Here is a 17,911-nt window from a genome sequence, read left to right as displayed (position 1 = left end):
AAGATACAAGGTTGGGTTTCGTTCCTCAAATGCCACTTGCTACCCCTATGGGAACGCTAAGAGCGTAGCTTGCTTCCCCGTAGGGGTACAAGTCGGGAAACCGCAACCCAAACCTACGCAGTTTAAGATTTTTGGCACTAACTGAACTCTATTGTGCTATGACTACTCTTTACAAAACTGGGTACTGGGTATTACGAAAACAGTCTCTAGTCCCCAACTAAATGGTTATGAATATCAAACGTCGGGAATTTATTACAACCTGTGGACTAGCTACCTTAGCCACCCAGATACCAGCATTTACTGCTGAAGGTAAGCCATCTCCAAACATCATCCGCAAGCCGTCACGCCTACAAGTGGGAGATACTGTAGGATTAATCGCCCCTGCGGGTATTGTTGACGCTAAAGATATCGAAGCAGCACAGCAATCACTTTCCCAATTAGGGTTAAAAGTCAAGTTGGGGAAGCATATTTTAGACCGTTACGGCTATTTAGCGGGTAAAGATATCGATCGCGCCCAGGATGTAAACTTGATGTTTAGCGATCGCACCATCAAAGCAATTATCCCTATGCGTGGAGGTTGGGGCTGTAATCGCATTTTACCCCTACTCAACTATTCACTAATCCGCTCCTATCCGAAAATTATCATTGGTTACAGCGATATTACAACGCTGTTGTTGGCAATTAACGCCCGTAGTAAAATGATTACTTTTCATGGGCCAGTTGCCACATCTACCTGGAATCAATTTACAGTCGATTACTTCAAACGCATCCTTTTTAATGGTGAAGCAGTGACTATGGAAAATCTCAAGCCTAGCGAAGTGCGGGTGGAGACAATAGCACCAGGAAAGGCGAGAGGTAAACTCATCGGTGGAAACTTATCAGTGCTATCAGCGATGATAGGTTCACCTTATCTACCTTCTTGGAACAAAAGCATCCTATTTGTGGAAGAAGTTGGCGAGGATGTTTACCGGATAGATAGAATGCTGACGCAGTTAAAAACTGCTGGGATACTTAATCAAATTGCTGGCTTTATCTTTGGGCAATGCACTAAATGTAGTCTTGGGGATGAACCATCATTTACATTAATGCAAGTATTGCAACAACACCTACTTCCTTTAGGTATTCCTGCTTGGTACGGTTCAATGATTGGTCATATTAAAGATAAATTTACCTTGCCAATCGGTGTGGAAGTGGAAATAGATGCTGAACTTGGGATAATACGAATGTTAGAGTCGGCTGTCAGTCTGGTTTAAGCATCAGCTGTACCACACTGACTTTGATTAAAATTTTGATAGATAGTATGAATTTCTCCTCGCTATGTTACGACTAACAGAAGTAAAGCTCCCGCTTGATCATCCTGAAGATGAGATCAAGTCTGCCATCCTCAAAAAGCTGCAAATCACGGACGAAGAATTGATCAGCTATTCCATCTTCAAGCGTAGCTATGATGCCCGTAAGAAAGGAGAGATCACCCTTGTTTATATTCTGGATGTAGAAACGACTCAGGAAACTCATCTACTCAAGCGCCTGAAAAAAGATCCTCATGTAATGGTTACGCCAGACATGAGTTATCGCCCAGTGGCAAAAGCACCGAGCAATTTGGCGATTCGCCCCATTGTGATTGGTACTGGGCCTTGTGGATTATTTGCAGGTTTGATGCTGGCACAAATGGGTTTCCGTCCCATCATTTTAGAACGTGGCAAAAAAGTTCGCGATCGCACTGCTGATACCTTTGGCTTTTGGAAGAAAAAATCAGACTTTAACCCCGAATCTAATGCCCAGTTTGGCGAAGGTGGAGCGGGTACATTTTCCGATGGCAAACTCTACAGTCAAGTTAAAGATCCTCAGCATTATGGGCGTAAAGTATTAACCGAACTCGTCAACGCCGGAGCCTCACCAGAAATTCTCTATATCAACAAACCACATATCGGCACCTTCAAACTGGTGGGAATCGTCCAAAGTATGCGTGCCAAAATCGAATCCCTCGGCGGCGAAATTCGCTTTGAAAGTCGGGTGGAAGATATCAACATCGAAAATGGACAAGTGCGGGGAGTCACCCTTGCCAGTGGGGAATATATCGCCAGCGATTATGTAGTTCTGGCAGTGGGGCACAGCGCCCGCGATACCTTCCAAATGCTATACGATCGCGGAGTTTACATCGAGCCTAAACCTTTTTCCATTGGCTTTCGGGTGGAACATCCCCAGTCTCTCATCGACCAATGTCGTTTCGGCCCTCAAGCTGGTCATAAGATTTTAGGTGCTGCCGATTATAAACTGGTTCACCACTGTCAAAATGGTCGTTCCGTTTATAGTTTTTGTATGTGTCCAGGAGGCTTGGTGGTTGCAGCTGCATCAGAACCGGGGCGACTTGTCACCAACGGGATGAGCCAATACTCTCGCAATGAGCGTAATGCCAACAGTGCGATCGTTGTGGGCATCACCCCCGAAGATTATCCGGGGAATGCTTTGGCGGGAATTGACTTTCAACGACGTTTAGAAGAACAGGCTTTTAAATTGGGTGGTGGAACTTATGAAGCTCCGGGGCAGTTGGTAGGTGACTTTCTCAACAATCGTCCCTCTACAGCATTGGGCACGGTTAAACCGTCTTATACACCTGGAGTACATTTAGGTGATTTGAGCCAGAGTTTACCAGATTATGCGATCGCCGCCATCCGCGAAGCACTTCCTGCTTTTGACAAACAAATTAAAGGATTTGCAATGGATGATGCCGTATTGACTGGTGTGGAAACCCGCACTTCATCACCGATTCGGATTAAACGCAAAGAAGATTATCAGAGTTTAAATACAGTCGGTCTTTATCCGGCTGGGGAGGGAGCGGGATACGCAGGGGGAATTCTCTCGGCTGGTATCGATGGGATTAAGGTGGCAGAGGCGGTGGCTTTAAGTATTTTGAGGAATTGCGATCGCAAGTCTTGAGGCGGCAGCCTTCAGATTAGGCATTCCCAGGCTTCGACTGAGAACGAAATCATACTGGATGCGATCGCAATGGGAAATTTAGCCGAACGTTAAAGCTGGTTCTTCACAGAAGTTAAATAGAGCTGACTCACTTTCTGATTCATCTTCAAAGACAGCAGAGATATACCATTCACAGGGCGAATCATTTGTATATTCAGCCCAAGCAATTGTTACTGTTTCACCCGATGGAATCCCTGAATCACTCAAGGTAAATGAAGCCCAATCTTCATCATCGACAGATACCCACAACTCTGTAATTGCCTGTTCGGTGTCATTGGTAACGGTAAACGTGAATTGATCTGACATAAATAGCCCCTTAGCTATAAATAAATTGCAGGTTGTCAGTCACCGATTATACTGCCACCTTTTTGTAAACGTTTCATCATCACTGCCAGAATATCCACTAATAAATGGTTTCAAGCTTTTCTTGGCTAAATTTAAATTTGTTAAAGAGTATTAAAAATATCACCGATGAGTCTATGGAGATAGTTAAGGCAAAAGATGCGATGAATCGCCGTCTCTACAAAAGACCGATTATTGTAGAGACGGCGATTTATCACGTCTTTGGATCTAACAGAAGTAGTTGAGAGCGATCGCCTTAATACAACTCATATTTCATTAACTGACAAGGCAACGCTCCGTTATACACCGCAATTCGCTTGGATGATTTCAGCCCAATGGATTGAGACAGTTCCTTGTTGCCACTCAACACAAACGCAGTCCAGCCTTTGAAGCGTTGTTTCAGCACATCGCCCAAAAGTTTGTAAAATGCCCCTAAATCAATATCTCGCCCCAACCGTTCGCCATAAGGTGGATTGCAGAATAAAATCCCACTGTCTGCGGGGGCGACAACATCGGCAAGCTCCATTTGAGAAAACCATACATGATTATCAACGCCACAGTTTTGGGCATTGTTAATCGCTTGCTCAATTATATTTTCATCGCGATCGCTTCCCCAAATCGGTGCGGGAAGGATATCCAGTTGGCTGTCCTTAGCTTCTTGGAGCAGCTTTTCTAAAAGGGACAGATCAAAATCGAGCCAATTTTCAAATCCAAAGGACTCACGAAACAGCCCTGGTGCTATGTTCAGTGCTTTTAAGCTAGCTTCCAAGGGTAAAGTGCCAGATCCACAGAGAGGATCGTAGAACATTTGGTTTGGCTGCCAGCCCGAAAGTTGAATGAGGGCAGCAGCCAGAGATTCCTTAAGAGGTGCTGCTCCAACCGCAGGGCGATAGCCTCGGCGGTGTAGACTATTTCCAGAACTATCGAGTTTGACGGTACAAAAGTCGCGCTCAATGTGAACATTAATCCGCACATCTGGTTGATGAAGTTCTACATTTGAACGCTCACCCAGCTTTTCCTGCTGCTGATCGACGATCGCATTTTTGACCTGTAGAGATGTGAAGTGGCTGTGGTTGAGGTGCTGGTTTTTGCCCGTGACATTCACAGCTAGCGTCATGTCTGGCGTTAAATAGTTTACCCAATCGATAGTCTGGATACCACGATAGAGATCATCGGCATTTTGGCAAGGAAACTCATCGATATCCACCAAGATTCGGAACGGTAGCCTAGCCCAGAGGTTGACGCGATAAAGCAAAGTGCGATCGCCCTCAAAGGCTACACCGCAAAATCCTGGCTCCACAGAATGGGCACCCAGTTGCTCTAACTCCTGAGCCGCCAGGGTTTCTAATCCGCGAGCAACTGTTGCAAAATAATTCATAATTCGTAATTCGTAATTAAAGGCTACTGAGACGCTCAGATCCCCGACTTCTTGAAGAAGTCGGGGATCTTTTTGTTTTGAAACTCAGATTAATTTAGAAATTTCTAAAATCAATCATTGTCTGACGATAAGCATCTGGTAAACCTGTATCAAAACAGTTACCTTTAACAATATATCCTGTCATTCCCTCTTCCTGACGCAATCTTTCCAGACAGGATGTTAACTGAAATTCGCCTCGTTCTTGAAAATTTTGCTTGATGTGTTCTGCTAGAAAGTCAAAAATTTTCGGTGTAAGTAAATACAATCCAAATATACCTAAAAACTCATTTTCTGACATTCCCTCTACACGCAGATGCTGTTGTGCATACTCAATGGTTGGTTTTTCATAGAGTTGTGTAACTGACAAAATCGAGTTTAACTCTTGCCAAACTCCTGTAACACAACCAGCTTTATGAATAATTTCTGCTGGCATTTTAGTTAAACCAACAACGCTTTGATTAACTTGTTCGTAAGTACCTAAAACTTGACTAGCACAAGATTTTTCAATATCAGATGTATAAATGTGGTCGCCCAACATTAACAAAAATGGCTCATCTTTTACCCAATCTTTAGCACAAAATACCGCATGACCATAGCCTAATTGTTCTTCTTGCAATAAAAACGTAATTTTGCTACCTAAATCTTCGATATATCGGCTATATTCTTTATTTTGCGGTGAAAGTTTATCTAAAAGTTCTTTTTTAGGTGGGTTTTTCAATAAATCTTCAAATACTTCTTGATCGTCTGGCTGTACCACGATCGCAACTTCTGTAATTCCAGCACTAATTGCCTCTTCAATAATTGCGAGAATCACAGGTTTTGCCCTCCCATCTCGATCAATAATCGGGAAAAGCTCTTTTTTCACAACCTTAGTTGCTGGAAACAACCGAGTCCCAAAACCAGCTACCGGAATTACAGCTTTTCTAACTTGATTTTTCTGCATAAACCTCCCCTCCCCTCTTCTCTCTGCGAACTCAGCGCGGCAGTCGCTCATGGGGAAACCCCCTTGGCGCTAGCCTCTCTCTTTGGGAGAAGATCGCGCTGCCTTGCCTCTGCGGTTCGTCACCCCAACTTCTCAAACAACTCCGCCAACACCACATTAGAAAACAAAAACCCTTGGGGATCAATCAAACGCAACCTTCCCTCTGTAACTTCCACCCAACCTTTATCAAAATACCCTTGCAAACACCTGCAAACTTCCTCCACCTTCTCTTCGCCAAACGCCTCCGCCAACGCCGCCAAACTCAAACCCTCCGCCAAACGCAACCCCAACATTAACGTTTCTAACAATACTTCCTTTGGAGGGGTAACATCACAATCAATTACACCGCCAGCTTGTACCCACTGATAATACTCCCTAGTCTTACGCGGACGAGTGAAGCGTTTCCCCTCAACATAACTCGCTGCACCCATACCAAAGCCGTAATAAGGGCGGTTTTCCCAATAAACTCGATTATGCTGACACTGATGCTTAGGTTGGGCATAATTAGAAATTTCATAATGCTCATAACCTGCACCAGTCAAAACCTGCTGCGCCATCTGGTACATTTTGACTGTGGCTTCATCCGTAGGCAAAGGAGTATCACCAGGTTTGTAGTAACGACCAAAGGCTGTACCTGGTTCGATGGTAAGATCGTATATGGAAATGTGAGTGGGTAAAAGTTCTACCGCTTTAGTTAGAGAATCCTGCCATTGATCCAAAGACTGATGCGGCAACCCAGAAATTAAGTCTAAGCTAAATTCGGGAATCTCGACTTGGTGGATTAACTCCACAGCTGCGAAAATATCTTCAACTGAGTGCGATCGCCCCGCCCTTTGCAATAATTCTTCTTGAAAGGCTTGTACACCCAAACTTACCCGGTTCACACCAGCACTGCGATAGCCTACTATATGTGCTAAATCAAAGGTACCTGGGTCAATTTCCATAGAAATCTCTGCCCCAGATGCAATCCCAAAATGCTTCTCCAATTCTCCCACTATTCGTTGTAGCTGTTCTGTTGATAGCAGCGAAGGAGTACCACCACCAAAGAAAATTGTCTTTAGGGGTTGACCAAAGGCTGGTGTAATGGCAATTTCTTGACATAGTACCTCAACATATTGGGAGATAGTACCAGATGTTTCGCCCCGCAAGCGATCGCCCACAACAGACACCGGGAAATCACAATAAAAGCATCGCCGTCTGCAAAAGGGTATATGCACATAAGCAGAACTCGCAATTCCAGAAACACTAAATTTTTGACTCATTTTGAGAAAAGTTTTAAGTTAAGCCAACTGCGAATTAGAGACAATGAAAATGAGCAGTTTATTTACAAATTTTTGTCGTTTTACAAAGAAACAATGAAAAATATTAAGATAAAAGCCTTTAGTTATAATAATTGCAGATATTGTCAGCCTAAACCCTTAGTCTAAGTCAATATTGATCAGTTTATCTTACCGATGAAATAAAAAATACTTAAGTTTCTCGGTGAACACAGTTGCAGGAAAACAACATAACCATGCTTGACGCAATTATCATTTTCTCATTTATCCTGGCAGCTTCGGGAATAGGGTTCTACAGCATTGAACTACTACCCAATGGCACTCTCGATCAGGTAACGAATCTAGAAGCTTTACGCTTAGTTGTTGCCGTCTTTGCCGCTATTATTGGTGGTGCGATCGGGTTGAGTTTCCAGACGACATATCGCCGTCTAGAATCACAAGTCAAAGAAATGCCTCTGGAAGTGATCTTAACTCGTGCCATTGGCTTAGTAATCGGCTTATTGCTAGCTAACCTCATGTTAGCCCCACTATTCTTACTACCCATCCCCGCGGATTTTGGATTTATTAAGCCGCTTGTGGCAGTTGTCGGTAGTATTATCCTCTCCGTCACTGGCATGAATTTGGCAGACACCCACGGACGAGGTTTATTGCGGTTCATTAATCCCAACACCGTCGAATCGATGGTTGTGGAAGGAACGCTAAAACCAGCTAATACGAAAGTTTTAGACACCAGTTGCATTATCGATGGTCGCATTGAAGCGCTATTAGAAACAGGGTTTCTGGAAGGACAAATTCTCGTACCGCAATTTGTCTTGCAAGAACTCCAACAAGTAGCGGATGCTAGCAAAGACCAAAAGCGCGTGCGGGGAAGGAGAGGACTAGAAATTCTCAACCGCATTAAGGAAGAATATCCCGATCGCATTTTGATTAATGCAGTTGACTACGAAGATATTCCCACAGTCGATGCCAAGTTGGTACGCTTTGCCCAAGAAATTAGCGGTACACTCCTAACTAACGACTACAACTTGTCTAAAGTCGCCAGCGTTCAGAAAGTGCCTGTTTTGAATGTGAATGATTTAGTGAATGCTGTCCGTCCCAGTTATTTACCTGGCGATAACCTGGATTTAAAAATTCTCAAGGAAGGTAAAGAACCCAGTCAAGGTATTGGCTACCTAGATGATGGAACGATGGTAGTAGTTGAAGAAGGTAGCAATTATGTGGGTGGTGAACTGCGAGTAGTAGTCACCAGTGCTTTGCAAACCACCGCAGGAAGAATGATTTTTGCCAAACCCCAAGCATCAGCATTGGCGTGAGGGAAATGTCCGGTGCAATTAAATATAAATTGTGCAATCGGTGCAGTCAACCTGCACCGATTATTTATTTTGAATCACCAGATTTGCTTACCTGCAAATACTGTAACTGCTCAATAGATAACCCTGTCAATCTTGCTATCTGTTCTAATGGCATACCAGTATTAAAAAGGTTACTTGCCACTTCAAGTAAAGCTTCAGCTTTCCCTTCAGCTTTCCCTTCTTGTAAAATATCTTGATAAATCACTGACTCGCGCATAATGTCTGACCTCAAAACTCGTCTAATAACCTCTTTATCTAATACTAAACCAGCTAAAATAGCCGTGGAAGCGGCAATATTACTTTGAGTTCTTGATTCTGTAATACCATTAATTTCACGCGCCACTTCATTTAGTATAACTTCTGGTTCAATTGTACTACTCAACACTGCCAAAGGTAAAAGTCCAGGTGTTCTCAAAAATACTTCGGTTGGTTGTTCCCAAAGTCTGATAACTGCAAATTCATGGCGTGTTCCAGCAATTGTAAATGTATTTTTTTGCACCAAATCCGAATTTGTCTGCTTGAGGTAAATTACGACTTGATGCATTGATTTGTGGGGAAAACGGCGATACACTCGCAATCGATAGTCAATCATCCGAAAAGGAATTTCTGCATCCACTTGGGTTTGAAATTCCAAATGCAAGATAGTTTGCTCCGACTGTAGCAAAATTAAGGCATCAGCACGAATGGGTTCGATAGATAATTCTTTTGGACTTAGTTCGGTTAAAGTAATGGGTTCGCCTAATAACCAAGTGGCGAAGTCGCTGGAGAAATTTTCAGCTAAAAATTTACAGATATTGTCAAACATTTGAGAATTTTACCAAATAGCTCACCCATTTGCATTTATCCGAAATTATTTAATCCAAATATCTTTATAATTTTCATAAATATTTAATAGTGAAATTATCTAACTCTTTAAAGAAAGTAATTCTTTTACTTGTAAACGTAATTGTAAATTAATTAAACTGGTTTATGAGTTGTTAGCATTCTGAGTATTATGAAGCGCATTTACACTATGGTTAATATTTTTACAATAACTTCATTATCTGCTTTTGTATTTGCTGGTGCTACTACTTTCTTGCTCGTGCAGACAGTCATAGCTAAACCAGCACAGATAAAAAAGCAAGTCAATCAACCAATACCATTTAACTCAAGAGTACGAATATATCCTGCAAATAATAGCCTACCAGCAAGTCGCTTGATTACGATTGAACGTGTTCTAAAAAAGTCTAGTAAGATGCAAATAACAGAAGCGAAACTTACAACATACGAGGAATTTGCAGCCAAAACAGGAGAGTACAAATCAGCGATTTCTAACAACCGGATGGTGTGGATAGTGACTGGTTTTGTCCAAGGTGAGTTCAGCATGTCTAGAGGTAGAAGTGTCTGTACTGATAACGCTAAACTTGTGGAATTAACGGATGCTGAAACTGGCGATTCTTTTGGTAGAAGTATTTACTGTCCCCCAAACAATGAGATAAATAATTTTATGCGGTAAAGTTGACTTAGAATCAAAATAACTTGTCTTCAGGAGATTGACTTTCATGACATATATCTCCCCTGAAATATTAATTAACTCGCTGCTTTTGCCTGGTATTCAACTTCGTTTAGATGACATTCTGCCTCGTTAAGTGAAGGTACAAAGGAAGAGTTATAAGTGTAGGCATAGTTTATGAATCTAGCAATTTTGGCAGCAAGAAGCCGTAATTACACTGGAGCTTAGGCGTAGCCCGTCGTAGACATCGCTTCATTATCTTTAGTGATCGCCCGTTACCAGTAATTTTAACGCTCATAAATTTCTAATGGTAAATTGTCAGGATCTTGAAAAAAAGTAAATTTCTTGCCTGTAATTTCATCAACTCTGATATTTTCTACCTCTAATCCTTTCGATTTTAAATAAAAGACAGTTTCCTCTATATCATCAACTTGAAAAGCAAGATGTCTTAAACCACAAGACTCTGGTTTACTAGACCGTTCTGGAGGATTTGGGAAAGAGAATAGTTCGATTTGAGTATTTTCTGCAACTTTTAAATCTAATTTATAAGAATTTCTTTCAGCGCGAAAAGTCTCTTGAATAATTGAAAAGCCTAAAACTTCTACATAAAATGCTTTGGAGCGATCGTAGTCAGAACAAATAATCGCTACATGATGAATGCCAGTGGTTTTCATGTGTACCTCTCAAGATAGCAACCATTTACCTGTAGCACTTTTAGCCGAGTTTTGCTAGTTTTTGCAAGCAAGAGCTTTAGCAAGATGCATCGCATAATTTAACTACCTAACCGCTATGAAGCTGTTTCACTGTCAGGGATTACCACTCTCTGCGACAGCAACATTCTCGCTCAACAACATTAGAGGACGGAACACACAAAATATTTATGTTTTTTATTTAACTAATGTTAAATTTATTTCTTTATTATATTCTCGGTAAGCGATCACTTTGCAATGAACTCGTTGACCAACTTTTGGCCACAAAGTAGTGTCCGTCGGTAAACCAGATGAATCACAATCGGGTTTTGTAGCAATATCTATAATTCCGCTTAGTTTATAACCGTCGATGACTTGATAGCCAAGGTACACAAAAATGCCAAAAGGCTTGACCCTTGTAATCTCTCCATAAAATTTTTACCCAATATAAAATTTATTTTTTAAATTCTCCCATTGTTTATCGATATCACTCATACGCTTGATGTACGCTACAAGTTTTTGAAGCCATTAATTATCGCACAATCAAGATTGTTAACACCCCATCTGCGGAAGTAGCTCATTCCCATTGCTGAAGTTCATCTTCTGGCAGTGGTTCAAAGAAAGCATCGCCGAGTTGTCCTTTCAATAAACCAGGGGTGCGCGGTTCGACTTCGCTCACCGCAAGGGGTTGTGTATTTTCTTGACTTAAACCTAGCCGAAAGTAATGAATTAAGTCATAAAGTTCTGCTAGTTTGTCTTCAGGGATGTCTTGCAATTCTTGGACAATCTCCTGGATCAGCATAAGTCAAACTCTTTGGTGGTTGTTAATCAATAAGTTAGGAATATGCGACTACTTTGTTCCTCAATTGAGGAATAAAATATTTTTTCTCGCTTTGCGCTTTGACGCGAAACTTTTATACCGTTAATCAGCAACGCTGGATTTTTACTATTCTTGTAAAACAGTCTTTGATGCAATCCTAGTTTTCTTGAGGTCTGCTTCCGAAAGTTCTTCACCAGCTTGCAGGCGAGTGGCGGAACTTTGCAACACTGTTGCTGCACCTTTATCTCCAATTTGCAAAGCGGTTTTAGCAGCCGTTTGCAACATCGTGGCTGCACCAGTGCGATCGCCTTGTAGCAATTTTGCCTCGGCTAACTGGGTTTGGCGATACTTAGCTAATGCCAAAATTGACTGCTGCACCTGGGGATTAGAATCTGGTTGATATGTCCGCACCACATCTGCATACACCGGCATCAGGGGCGAAAGTAACCCTTCTTGGTTAACTAATGGGTCATCATAGCGAATTTGCAGATGCCCGATCGCTTGTTTCCCCTCTGGCAATTGTCCCAGATAAATATTCGCCAAAACTACCCGTTCTACATCCTGCATCAAATCTCCCAAACGTACAGCAAAGCTACCATCAGCTTCTCGTTCCACTGGTAACTCGATTGTGTCTGGGGCAACTTGGGCAATGGGCTTCAATTCTGCTAATCGGACATTGGGCACTAGAGATAACAGCAAGTAGGCATTAGTTAGCCCAATTGACTGAATCCTTCCCAATAGTCGGCTAAATTGCTCCACAGCTTGTTCAGGATGTTCAATATGAGCTAGAGTACCACCACCGACATCGGCAATTTTTTCTAGCAAATCTTGATTCCAGCTATTGCCAAATCCGAAAGTGTTGATAGTTAGGTTCAGTTTGGCAGCTTTTTGCGCCAGTTTGACACAGCGCTTATTATCATCTCGCCCAATATCCCACTTCCAAATCCGCAAACTGCTTTCACCATGCCCATCCGTCAGCAGAAACGCCTGGGAAACAGCGCCTCTTGTGCCCTTCATCAGTTCTGTAATTCCCAGTTCCAAACCCTCGGCGATCGCAGTGCCGCCGCTAGCGCTGAGTTTGCTTTTGATTTGAGATTTGATGCTTTCGGGGTCTTCGATCGCTTGGTTGGGGATAATGACTTCCGCAGAACCGGAAAAAGCCACAACTGAAATGCGATCGCCAATTTTCAACCGATCTATTAATCCTTCCACTGCCTGAATCACCGTTTTGATCGGTTGTCCATGCATAGAACCACTTCTATCCAGAATCAGGCAGAGGTTAAGGGGCAGATTTTGGTCAAACTCACCAGCGATAGCCGAAATCGTCATTGCTAGTTGACGTTGGCTACTTGTTTGAGCCACATCAACATTATTGTCATTTAACGCCGAGAGCAATTTAACTTTCATTGAGGAGGGGTATCTTGCAAAACTGTTTTGGAGACAATTCTGGTTTTCTTGCGATCGCTTTCAGATAAATCTCCACCAGATTGTAGCTGTGTGGCAGAAGTTTGCAACACCGTTGCTGCCCCAGTATCTCCCATTTGCAGTGCAGTTTTAGCAGCCGTTTGTAGCATTGTCGCTGCACCACTGCGATCGCCCTGTTGCAATTTCGTTTCGGCTAGCTGGGTTTGGCGATATTTAGCTAATGCCAAAATAGACTGTTGCACTTGGGGATTCGGATCTGCTTGGTAGTTTTTCACTACATGGGCATAAACTGGGATATTTGGTGTAACTAAACCTACCTTGTTGGCGGCTGGATCGTCGTAGCGGACTTGCACATTAGCGATCGCTTGTTCACCTGCTGGCAATTGTCCCAAATAAATATTAGCTAAGATTATCCGTTCTGCATCTTTCATTAAATCTCCCAACCGCACAGCGAAGCGTCCATCAGCTTCTTGTTGCAGTGGTAACTCAATTGTGTCTGGGGAAACTTGAGCTATGGGTTTAAGTTCCGCTAACCGGACATGGGGCATCAGAGACAATAACAGATAAGCATTAGTCAATCCCACTGTTTGAATGCGGCTAAACAGGCGATTAAACTCATCCACTGCCTCTTCCGGCTTTTGAATGTAAGATAAAGTCCCTAAACCAGCATCAGCAATTTTTTCTAAAACATCTTGGTTCCAGTTGTCACCAAAGCCCAGAGTGTTCAAAGTCAAATTATAACTAGCAGCTAATTGGGCAAATTTCAAACAGCGATTATTATCACCATGTTCATTTTCTCCATCGGTTAATAAGAAGGCTTGGGAAACAGTATCTTTCTTTCCCTTCGCCAACTCCTCAATCCCCAAGCGCAATCCTTCATCAATGGCAGTTCCACCATCGGCGGCTAGGCGGTTAATTTGATTTTTGATTTTTTCTGGATCTTCGACACTTTGGCTAGGTACTAAAACTTTGGCACGGTGATCGAAAACTACAACACTGAGGCGATCGCCAGGATTAAGTCTATCTACCAGACGATTCGCTGCTTTTTTGACCGTTTCTAGCGATCGCCCATTCATAGAACCACTGTGATCCAGAATTAAACATAAATTTAAGGGCACATGGCGGTCTTGAGTCTCTGCGATCGCCGAAATCGAAATTCCCAACTGACGTTGACTATTCGGCTGATTCGCGTCCAAATTACCATCATTCAAGGCAGGCTGCAAGCTAACCTTCATAACTTAAAGTCCCTATTCAGGATATACATATTAATAAATAACTTCAAAGCACCACTTTAGCTCTACGGAAAACCTATCCAACACAAATACATGAATATAATCAGAATATCTTAGAAGCCAAACATTGGCAGATGCAAAGCCACCTTCAGCATTAGGGAGAAATCCGCACCTTGAGGGAAGCGTGCATCGCGCTAGGATGTATTACAGTTAACGGCATAGTTTCAGGCGATCAGTTGCTATGGACATTTCCCCAATCAAAGCTGTTCAAGCCCCATATTACGGCGATAGCTCTTACCGGACACCACCGCCAGATTTACCTTCCCTCTTATTGAAGGAGCGAATTGTCTATATTGGGATGCCACTGGTGCCTGCTGTCACGGAATTAATCGTGGCTGAGTTGCTGTTTTTGCAATCCGATGACCCAGAAAAGCCCATTAAAATCTATATCAACTCCACCGGTACATCTGGTTACAGTGGCGAACCCATTGGCTTTGAAACCGAAGCCTTCGCCATCTATGACACCATGAGATATATCAAGCCTCCTATCCATACCATCTGCGTCGGTTCCGCGATGGGTATGTCAGCCATGCTTCTCAGTGCTGGGACAAAAGGTTGCCGCGCTAGTTTGCCTCACTCTTCGATTATCCTGCATCAGCCTAAGAGCTACGCCCAAGGTCAAGCAACGGATATTCAAATTCGGGCAAGGGAAGTTTTGGTAAATAAAGGGGCATTAGTTGATATCTTACATCAGACCACTGGGCAGGCCCGAGAAAAAATTACTAAAGACATGGATAGGTTGTTATATCTAACACCTTACGAAGCGAAGGAATACGGTCTAATTGACCGAGTTTTTGAGAAAGAAGAACTCGCAAATCCCCCCCTTCCAGCTAGTGTCCTTTAATTTGTCATTCGTCCTTTGTCCTTCGTCCTTTGTTAATAATTAAAAATTATTAATGACCAATGACTAATGACTAATGACCAATGACTAATGACTAATGACTAATTAAAAACGGAGTAAATTATGCCTATAGGCGTTCCTAAAGTTCCTTACCGGATGCCCGGAGGACAATATACAGATTGGATTAGCATCTACGATCGCCTTTACCGGGAACGGATTATATTCTTGGGACGAGATATTGATGATGAAATTGCCAATCAAATAATTGCTGTAATGCTGTATCTGGACTCAGACGATCCAGGTAAAGATATTTATTTATACATCAATTCCCCAGGTGGAATGGTTACATCTGGCATGGCTATTTTTGACACCATGCAACATATAAAATCAGATGTAGTGACTATTTGCGTTGGTTTAGCTGCTTCAATGGGGTCTTTCCTGTTGGCTGCTGGCACCAAAGGTAAACGCCTAGCATTGCCTCATTCACGGATTATGATTCACCAACCTTCAGGTGGAACCCGTGGACAAGCAACCGACATCGAAATTGAAGCTAGAGAGATTCTGCGGATTCGTCACCAGCTTAATGGCATTTATGCCGATAAAACCGGTCAGACCATAGCAAAAATTGAAAAAGATATGGATCGTGACTTTTTCATGTCTGCTGAAGAGGCTAAAGAATACGGTTTAATTGACCGTGTGATTGAAGAACGAACCTCTATAGTAGCAGGCGAGTAAGGGAAGCAGGGGGCAGGGGGAAAGGGGCAAGGAGCAGAATTAATAACTCAATGCCCCATTCCCAATTCCCCATTCCCAATTCCCAAACAAACTGTCAACATTGAACTTTAAAATAGAAAATTAGCCTTTATCATTAATAGTCCAGGCTTAAAGCTGAATACTGACAGATAATAGCCGATAGCTAAATAATTCGATAGCTCATAGCTCAAGATGGATCTTGGAGATTGCTACCGTTTGCTAGGTTTAAGATCGGGAGCTTCTTTTGCTGATATCAAAGCGTCTTATCGACGATTGGCGCAGCAATATCATCCCGATATCAACCCAGATGACAACAAAGCCAAAGATAAGTTTATTGCCTTGACAGAGGCTTACAAACTCCTGCTGACGGTAGTACTGCCAGAGGAAACTGCTGCACATTCAACTCAGGTGTCAACTGGGCGTGATGCTGCTAAGACAACGCAGCGACAGAAAACACCAGTCACAACGGTGGTAAACCAGCAAGCAGGGAAACCAAAGCCGCCTAATCTGTTAGAAATAGAAGAACGGCTGAAGTGGAAGACTTATGAACAATTGCAGCGATTTTTGCAAGAGAAACGATTTCCGCAAGCGATCGCACTGGTGGAAGCTTTAGCAGATCGTTTGTCAACAGATGCAGAAGTTCGCCAATGGCAAGCGATCGCTTATCAAATTTGGGGACGGGCGCTAATTTCCGAAAACCAATTGCTCAAAGCCAGAATTTATCTCAAAAAAGCTTTGAAAACAGACCCCCATAATAAAAGTCTCTGGTATGAAGTGCAACGCGATTTCCAACGCTTAGAACAAATTTTTTAAAGATTTACAAAATTTATTGAGAAGTTCTAACAACAGTGGCAATTCATAAATCGCCCCTATCTGTAATTAAAATTTTTCGGCTATTGTTTGCATAATTCCTAATACTATTTCTTTATTAGTTTGCGCCAAAACCTTTTAACTTCTTTCTTTGTGTCCTTTGCGTCCTTCTCTAACGAGACGCTGCGCGTAGCTTGCTTCCCCGAAGGGGTATGCGGTTCGTTTCTCTTTCTTCATTTCTTGTAGTTAAATATGGTTTAGCACATCTTCATACAGAATTGGTATAAGTTACTCGACGCGGAAAAAGCAGCAGCGCATCCGGTTAAACTGATAAGGAAGAAAATAGCAGATTAGGCAGTGAATAACATAGTGCGGTTAGTTTTGACAGCAATATTGCTGATGCTAGTTACAGCCTGTGGCAGTATTGGATTGTTACCGACTAGCGAGTTAGTGCAAAAAGCGATCGCACTTGGGTTAGAGCAAACTCAACAAAAACTTAGCCAACAGTTGGATCTAGATTTTCAAGGATTTGAAATCAAGCGGCTATCAATTACCCAAGAACAACCCCTAACGATTGAAAATTTACCAGCTTTCCACGTTCGGGGAACCTACGACTTGATTCTCAAGCTACCAAAACGGCGCTTGACGCAACCAAAACAACCCTTTGATGTTTACTTGCAAATTCAGCAAGAAGGTAAAACTTGGCGATCGCTAATCCCAGAAAAGGGTAGTAAAAATACTCAACTAATTTGGCGTAGTTATCTCATCCAATAGAGACGGGGAAAGGTTTGAATTATCTCACTCTTTTTCTAAACTACAGGTTAAATTTTGTGTATCCTGTACCGTCGTCTTCTGCAAGAATTATAAAATCGAAGGATTCAACTAACGCCTGTATTGCACCAGTTCCGCCATAGGGATAGCTAAAGGGTTCAAGCTCAAGTTTAGCTCTGTTGGCAGAAACCATTCTACAAGCAATTAATTGATATTCACCATTTTGAAAAGCATCAAACATAGAATAAAAGTCCCAAGGAGTTTCGAGGCTAGGATCTGTCCACCTCTGTTCCACAGGTGTTGCAAACCAGCGACGGAAATATTCAGTCTCTTCCTCTTCGCTAGTTCACCAAAAATGTGATAATGCTTTGCGGTCAAAAAAAATTAGCCAATCTTCTTCATTACGCCAAAAATTATTGTCTTTATCTTTTTTAATTTCGTTGAAAACTTTACAAAGAGCATTGAATCTTTTGGAATCATCTACTTGAAACTCTACAAAGCAGTATTTCATTATTTCTCACTTCTTTGTTTCTAAGCAGTCGTTTATTTTATTTATATATGTGCAACTAGAAAAACCATCACAATCATGTCTGTTGCTACTTTACACAAAAAGGTAGCAAAGATACTCAACCTAATTGGCGTAGCTATCTCATCGAAAAGTTGGTGTGTGCA

The 17,911-nt window shown here is 42.3% G+C and carries 18 protein-coding genes; 8 read left to right on the top strand and 10 right to left on the bottom strand.

Annotated features, from left to right (window positions below; genetic code table 11):
• Positions 1-227: 227 nt before the first annotated feature.
• Positions 228-1,253 (top strand): LD-carboxypeptidase, encoded by a 1,026-nt coding sequence (locus tag G1O98_RS01110; RefSeq protein ID WP_163926782.1) that lies wholly within the window; start codon positions 228-230, stop codon positions 1,251-1,253.
• Between the two features lie 64 nt (positions 1,254-1,317).
• Positions 1,318-2,937 carry an NAD(P)/FAD-dependent oxidoreductase gene (locus G1O98_RS01105; RefSeq protein WP_163926781.1) on the top strand — a complete coding sequence of 540 codons (1,620 nt, stop codon included), beginning with the start codon at positions 1,318-1,320 and terminating at the stop codon, positions 2,935-2,937.
• Positions 2,938-3,015: 78 nt separating this feature from the next.
• Here G1O98_RS01105 and G1O98_RS01100 read toward each other — a convergent pair whose 3' ends face one another.
• The 4 genes from G1O98_RS01100 to hemW all read right to left on the bottom strand — a co-directional run bounded on the left by G1O98_RS01100 (position 3,016) and on the right by hemW (position 6,979).
• Positions 3,016-3,282, bottom strand: coding sequence for a hypothetical protein (locus G1O98_RS01100; RefSeq protein WP_114080135.1), 267 nt, complete (start codon positions 3,280-3,282; stop codon positions 3,016-3,018).
• A 292-nt stretch (positions 3,283-3,574) separates the two neighbouring features.
• Complete coding sequence (locus G1O98_RS01095; protein ID WP_163926780.1) at positions 3,575-4,696, bottom strand: THUMP domain-containing protein; 1,122 nt, start codon at positions 4,694-4,696, stop codon at positions 3,575-3,577.
• Positions 4,697-4,790: 94 nt separating this feature from the next.
• On the bottom strand, positions 4,791-5,678 hold the full coding sequence (locus tag G1O98_RS01090; protein WP_163926779.1) for a UTP--glucose-1-phosphate uridylyltransferase: 888 nt from the start codon (positions 5,676-5,678) through the stop codon (positions 4,791-4,793).
• 119 nt (positions 5,679-5,797) lie between these two features.
• Complete coding sequence (gene hemW, locus G1O98_RS01085) at positions 5,798-6,979, bottom strand: radical SAM family heme chaperone HemW (RefSeq protein ID WP_163926778.1); 1,182 nt, start codon at positions 6,977-6,979, stop codon at positions 5,798-5,800.
• Positions 6,980-7,230: 251 nt separating this feature from the next.
• Here hemW and G1O98_RS01080 point away from each other — a divergent pair, with 251 nt between their 5' ends.
• Positions 7,231-8,307, top strand: a complete 1,077-nt coding sequence (locus tag G1O98_RS01080; RefSeq protein WP_163926777.1) for a PIN/TRAM domain-containing protein — start codon at positions 7,231-7,233, stop codon at positions 8,305-8,307.
• A gap of 64 nt (positions 8,308-8,371) precedes the next feature.
• On the opposite strand, the gene G1O98_RS01075 is transcribed toward G1O98_RS01080, so the two are convergent.
• A complete protein-coding gene (locus G1O98_RS01075; protein ID WP_163926776.1) occupies positions 8,372-9,151 on the bottom strand; it encodes an Rpn family recombination-promoting nuclease/putative transposase in 780 nt (259 codons plus the stop codon).
• 207 nt (positions 9,152-9,358) lie between these two features.
• Here G1O98_RS01075 and G1O98_RS01070 point away from each other — a divergent pair, with 207 nt between their 5' ends.
• Positions 9,359-9,841, top strand: coding sequence for a hypothetical protein (locus G1O98_RS01070; RefSeq protein ID WP_163926775.1), 483 nt, complete (start codon positions 9,359-9,361; stop codon positions 9,839-9,841).
• Positions 9,842-10,125: 284 nt separating this feature from the next.
• Here the strand turns inward: G1O98_RS01070 and G1O98_RS01065 are convergent, their stop codons facing one another.
• From G1O98_RS01065 to G1O98_RS01050, 4 genes are all read right to left on the bottom strand, one after another.
• Positions 10,126-10,512, bottom strand: a complete 387-nt coding sequence (locus G1O98_RS01065) for a VOC family protein (protein WP_163926774.1) — start codon at positions 10,510-10,512, stop codon at positions 10,126-10,128.
• Between the two features lie 592 nt (positions 10,513-11,104).
• Positions 11,105-11,329 (bottom strand): hypothetical protein, encoded by a 225-nt coding sequence (locus G1O98_RS01060; protein WP_163926773.1) that lies wholly within the window; start codon positions 11,327-11,329, stop codon positions 11,105-11,107.
• A 144-nt stretch (positions 11,330-11,473) separates the two neighbouring features.
• Positions 11,474-12,754 carry a VWA domain-containing protein gene (locus G1O98_RS01055; RefSeq protein ID WP_163926772.1) on the bottom strand — a complete coding sequence of 427 codons (1,281 nt, stop codon included), beginning with the start codon at positions 12,752-12,754 and terminating at the stop codon, positions 11,474-11,476.
• Entirely contained in the window at positions 12,751-14,007 is a 1,257-nt protein-coding gene (locus G1O98_RS01050; RefSeq protein WP_163926771.1) for a VWA domain-containing protein, read from the bottom strand. The genes G1O98_RS01055 and G1O98_RS01050 overlap by 4 nt, the downstream gene beginning before the upstream one ends.
• Before the next feature lie 238 nt (positions 14,008-14,245).
• Between G1O98_RS01050 and G1O98_RS01045 the strand changes: the two genes are divergently transcribed.
• The 4 genes from G1O98_RS01045 to G1O98_RS01030 all read left to right on the top strand — a co-directional run bounded on the left by G1O98_RS01045 (position 14,246) and on the right by G1O98_RS01030 (position 17,242).
• A complete protein-coding gene (locus G1O98_RS01045; protein WP_163926770.1) occupies positions 14,246-14,908 on the top strand; it encodes an ATP-dependent Clp protease proteolytic subunit in 663 nt (220 codons plus the stop codon).
• Between the two features lie 120 nt (positions 14,909-15,028).
• Complete coding sequence (locus tag G1O98_RS01040; protein WP_012407740.1) at positions 15,029-15,640, top strand: ATP-dependent Clp protease proteolytic subunit; 612 nt, start codon at positions 15,029-15,031, stop codon at positions 15,638-15,640.
• Between the two features lie 210 nt (positions 15,641-15,850).
• Positions 15,851-16,471, top strand: coding sequence for a J domain-containing protein (locus tag G1O98_RS01035; RefSeq protein ID WP_163926769.1), 621 nt, complete (start codon positions 15,851-15,853; stop codon positions 16,469-16,471).
• 363 nt (positions 16,472-16,834) lie between these two features.
• Complete coding sequence (locus G1O98_RS01030) at positions 16,835-17,242, top strand: hypothetical protein (RefSeq protein WP_163926838.1); 408 nt, start codon at positions 16,835-16,837, stop codon at positions 17,240-17,242.
• Positions 17,243-17,282: 40 nt separating this feature from the next.
• On the opposite strand, the gene G1O98_RS01025 is transcribed toward G1O98_RS01030, so the two are convergent.
• The gene (locus G1O98_RS01025; protein WP_175586459.1) at positions 17,283-17,534 is read right to left on the bottom strand and encodes a hypothetical protein; all 252 of its coding nucleotides are present in this window, start codon (positions 17,532-17,534) and stop codon (positions 17,283-17,285) included.
• Positions 17,535-17,911: the final 377 nt, after the last annotated feature.

Origin of the sequence: Nostoc sp. UIC 10630 (assembly GCF_010747425.1) — a bacterium.
In the GTDB taxonomy this organism is placed as follows: Bacteria; Cyanobacteriota; Cyanobacteriia; order Cyanobacteriales; family Nostocaceae; genus Nostoc.
The sequence above is the reverse complement of the archived record's forward strand: the minus strand, read 5'-3'. Positions and strand labels throughout refer to the sequence as shown.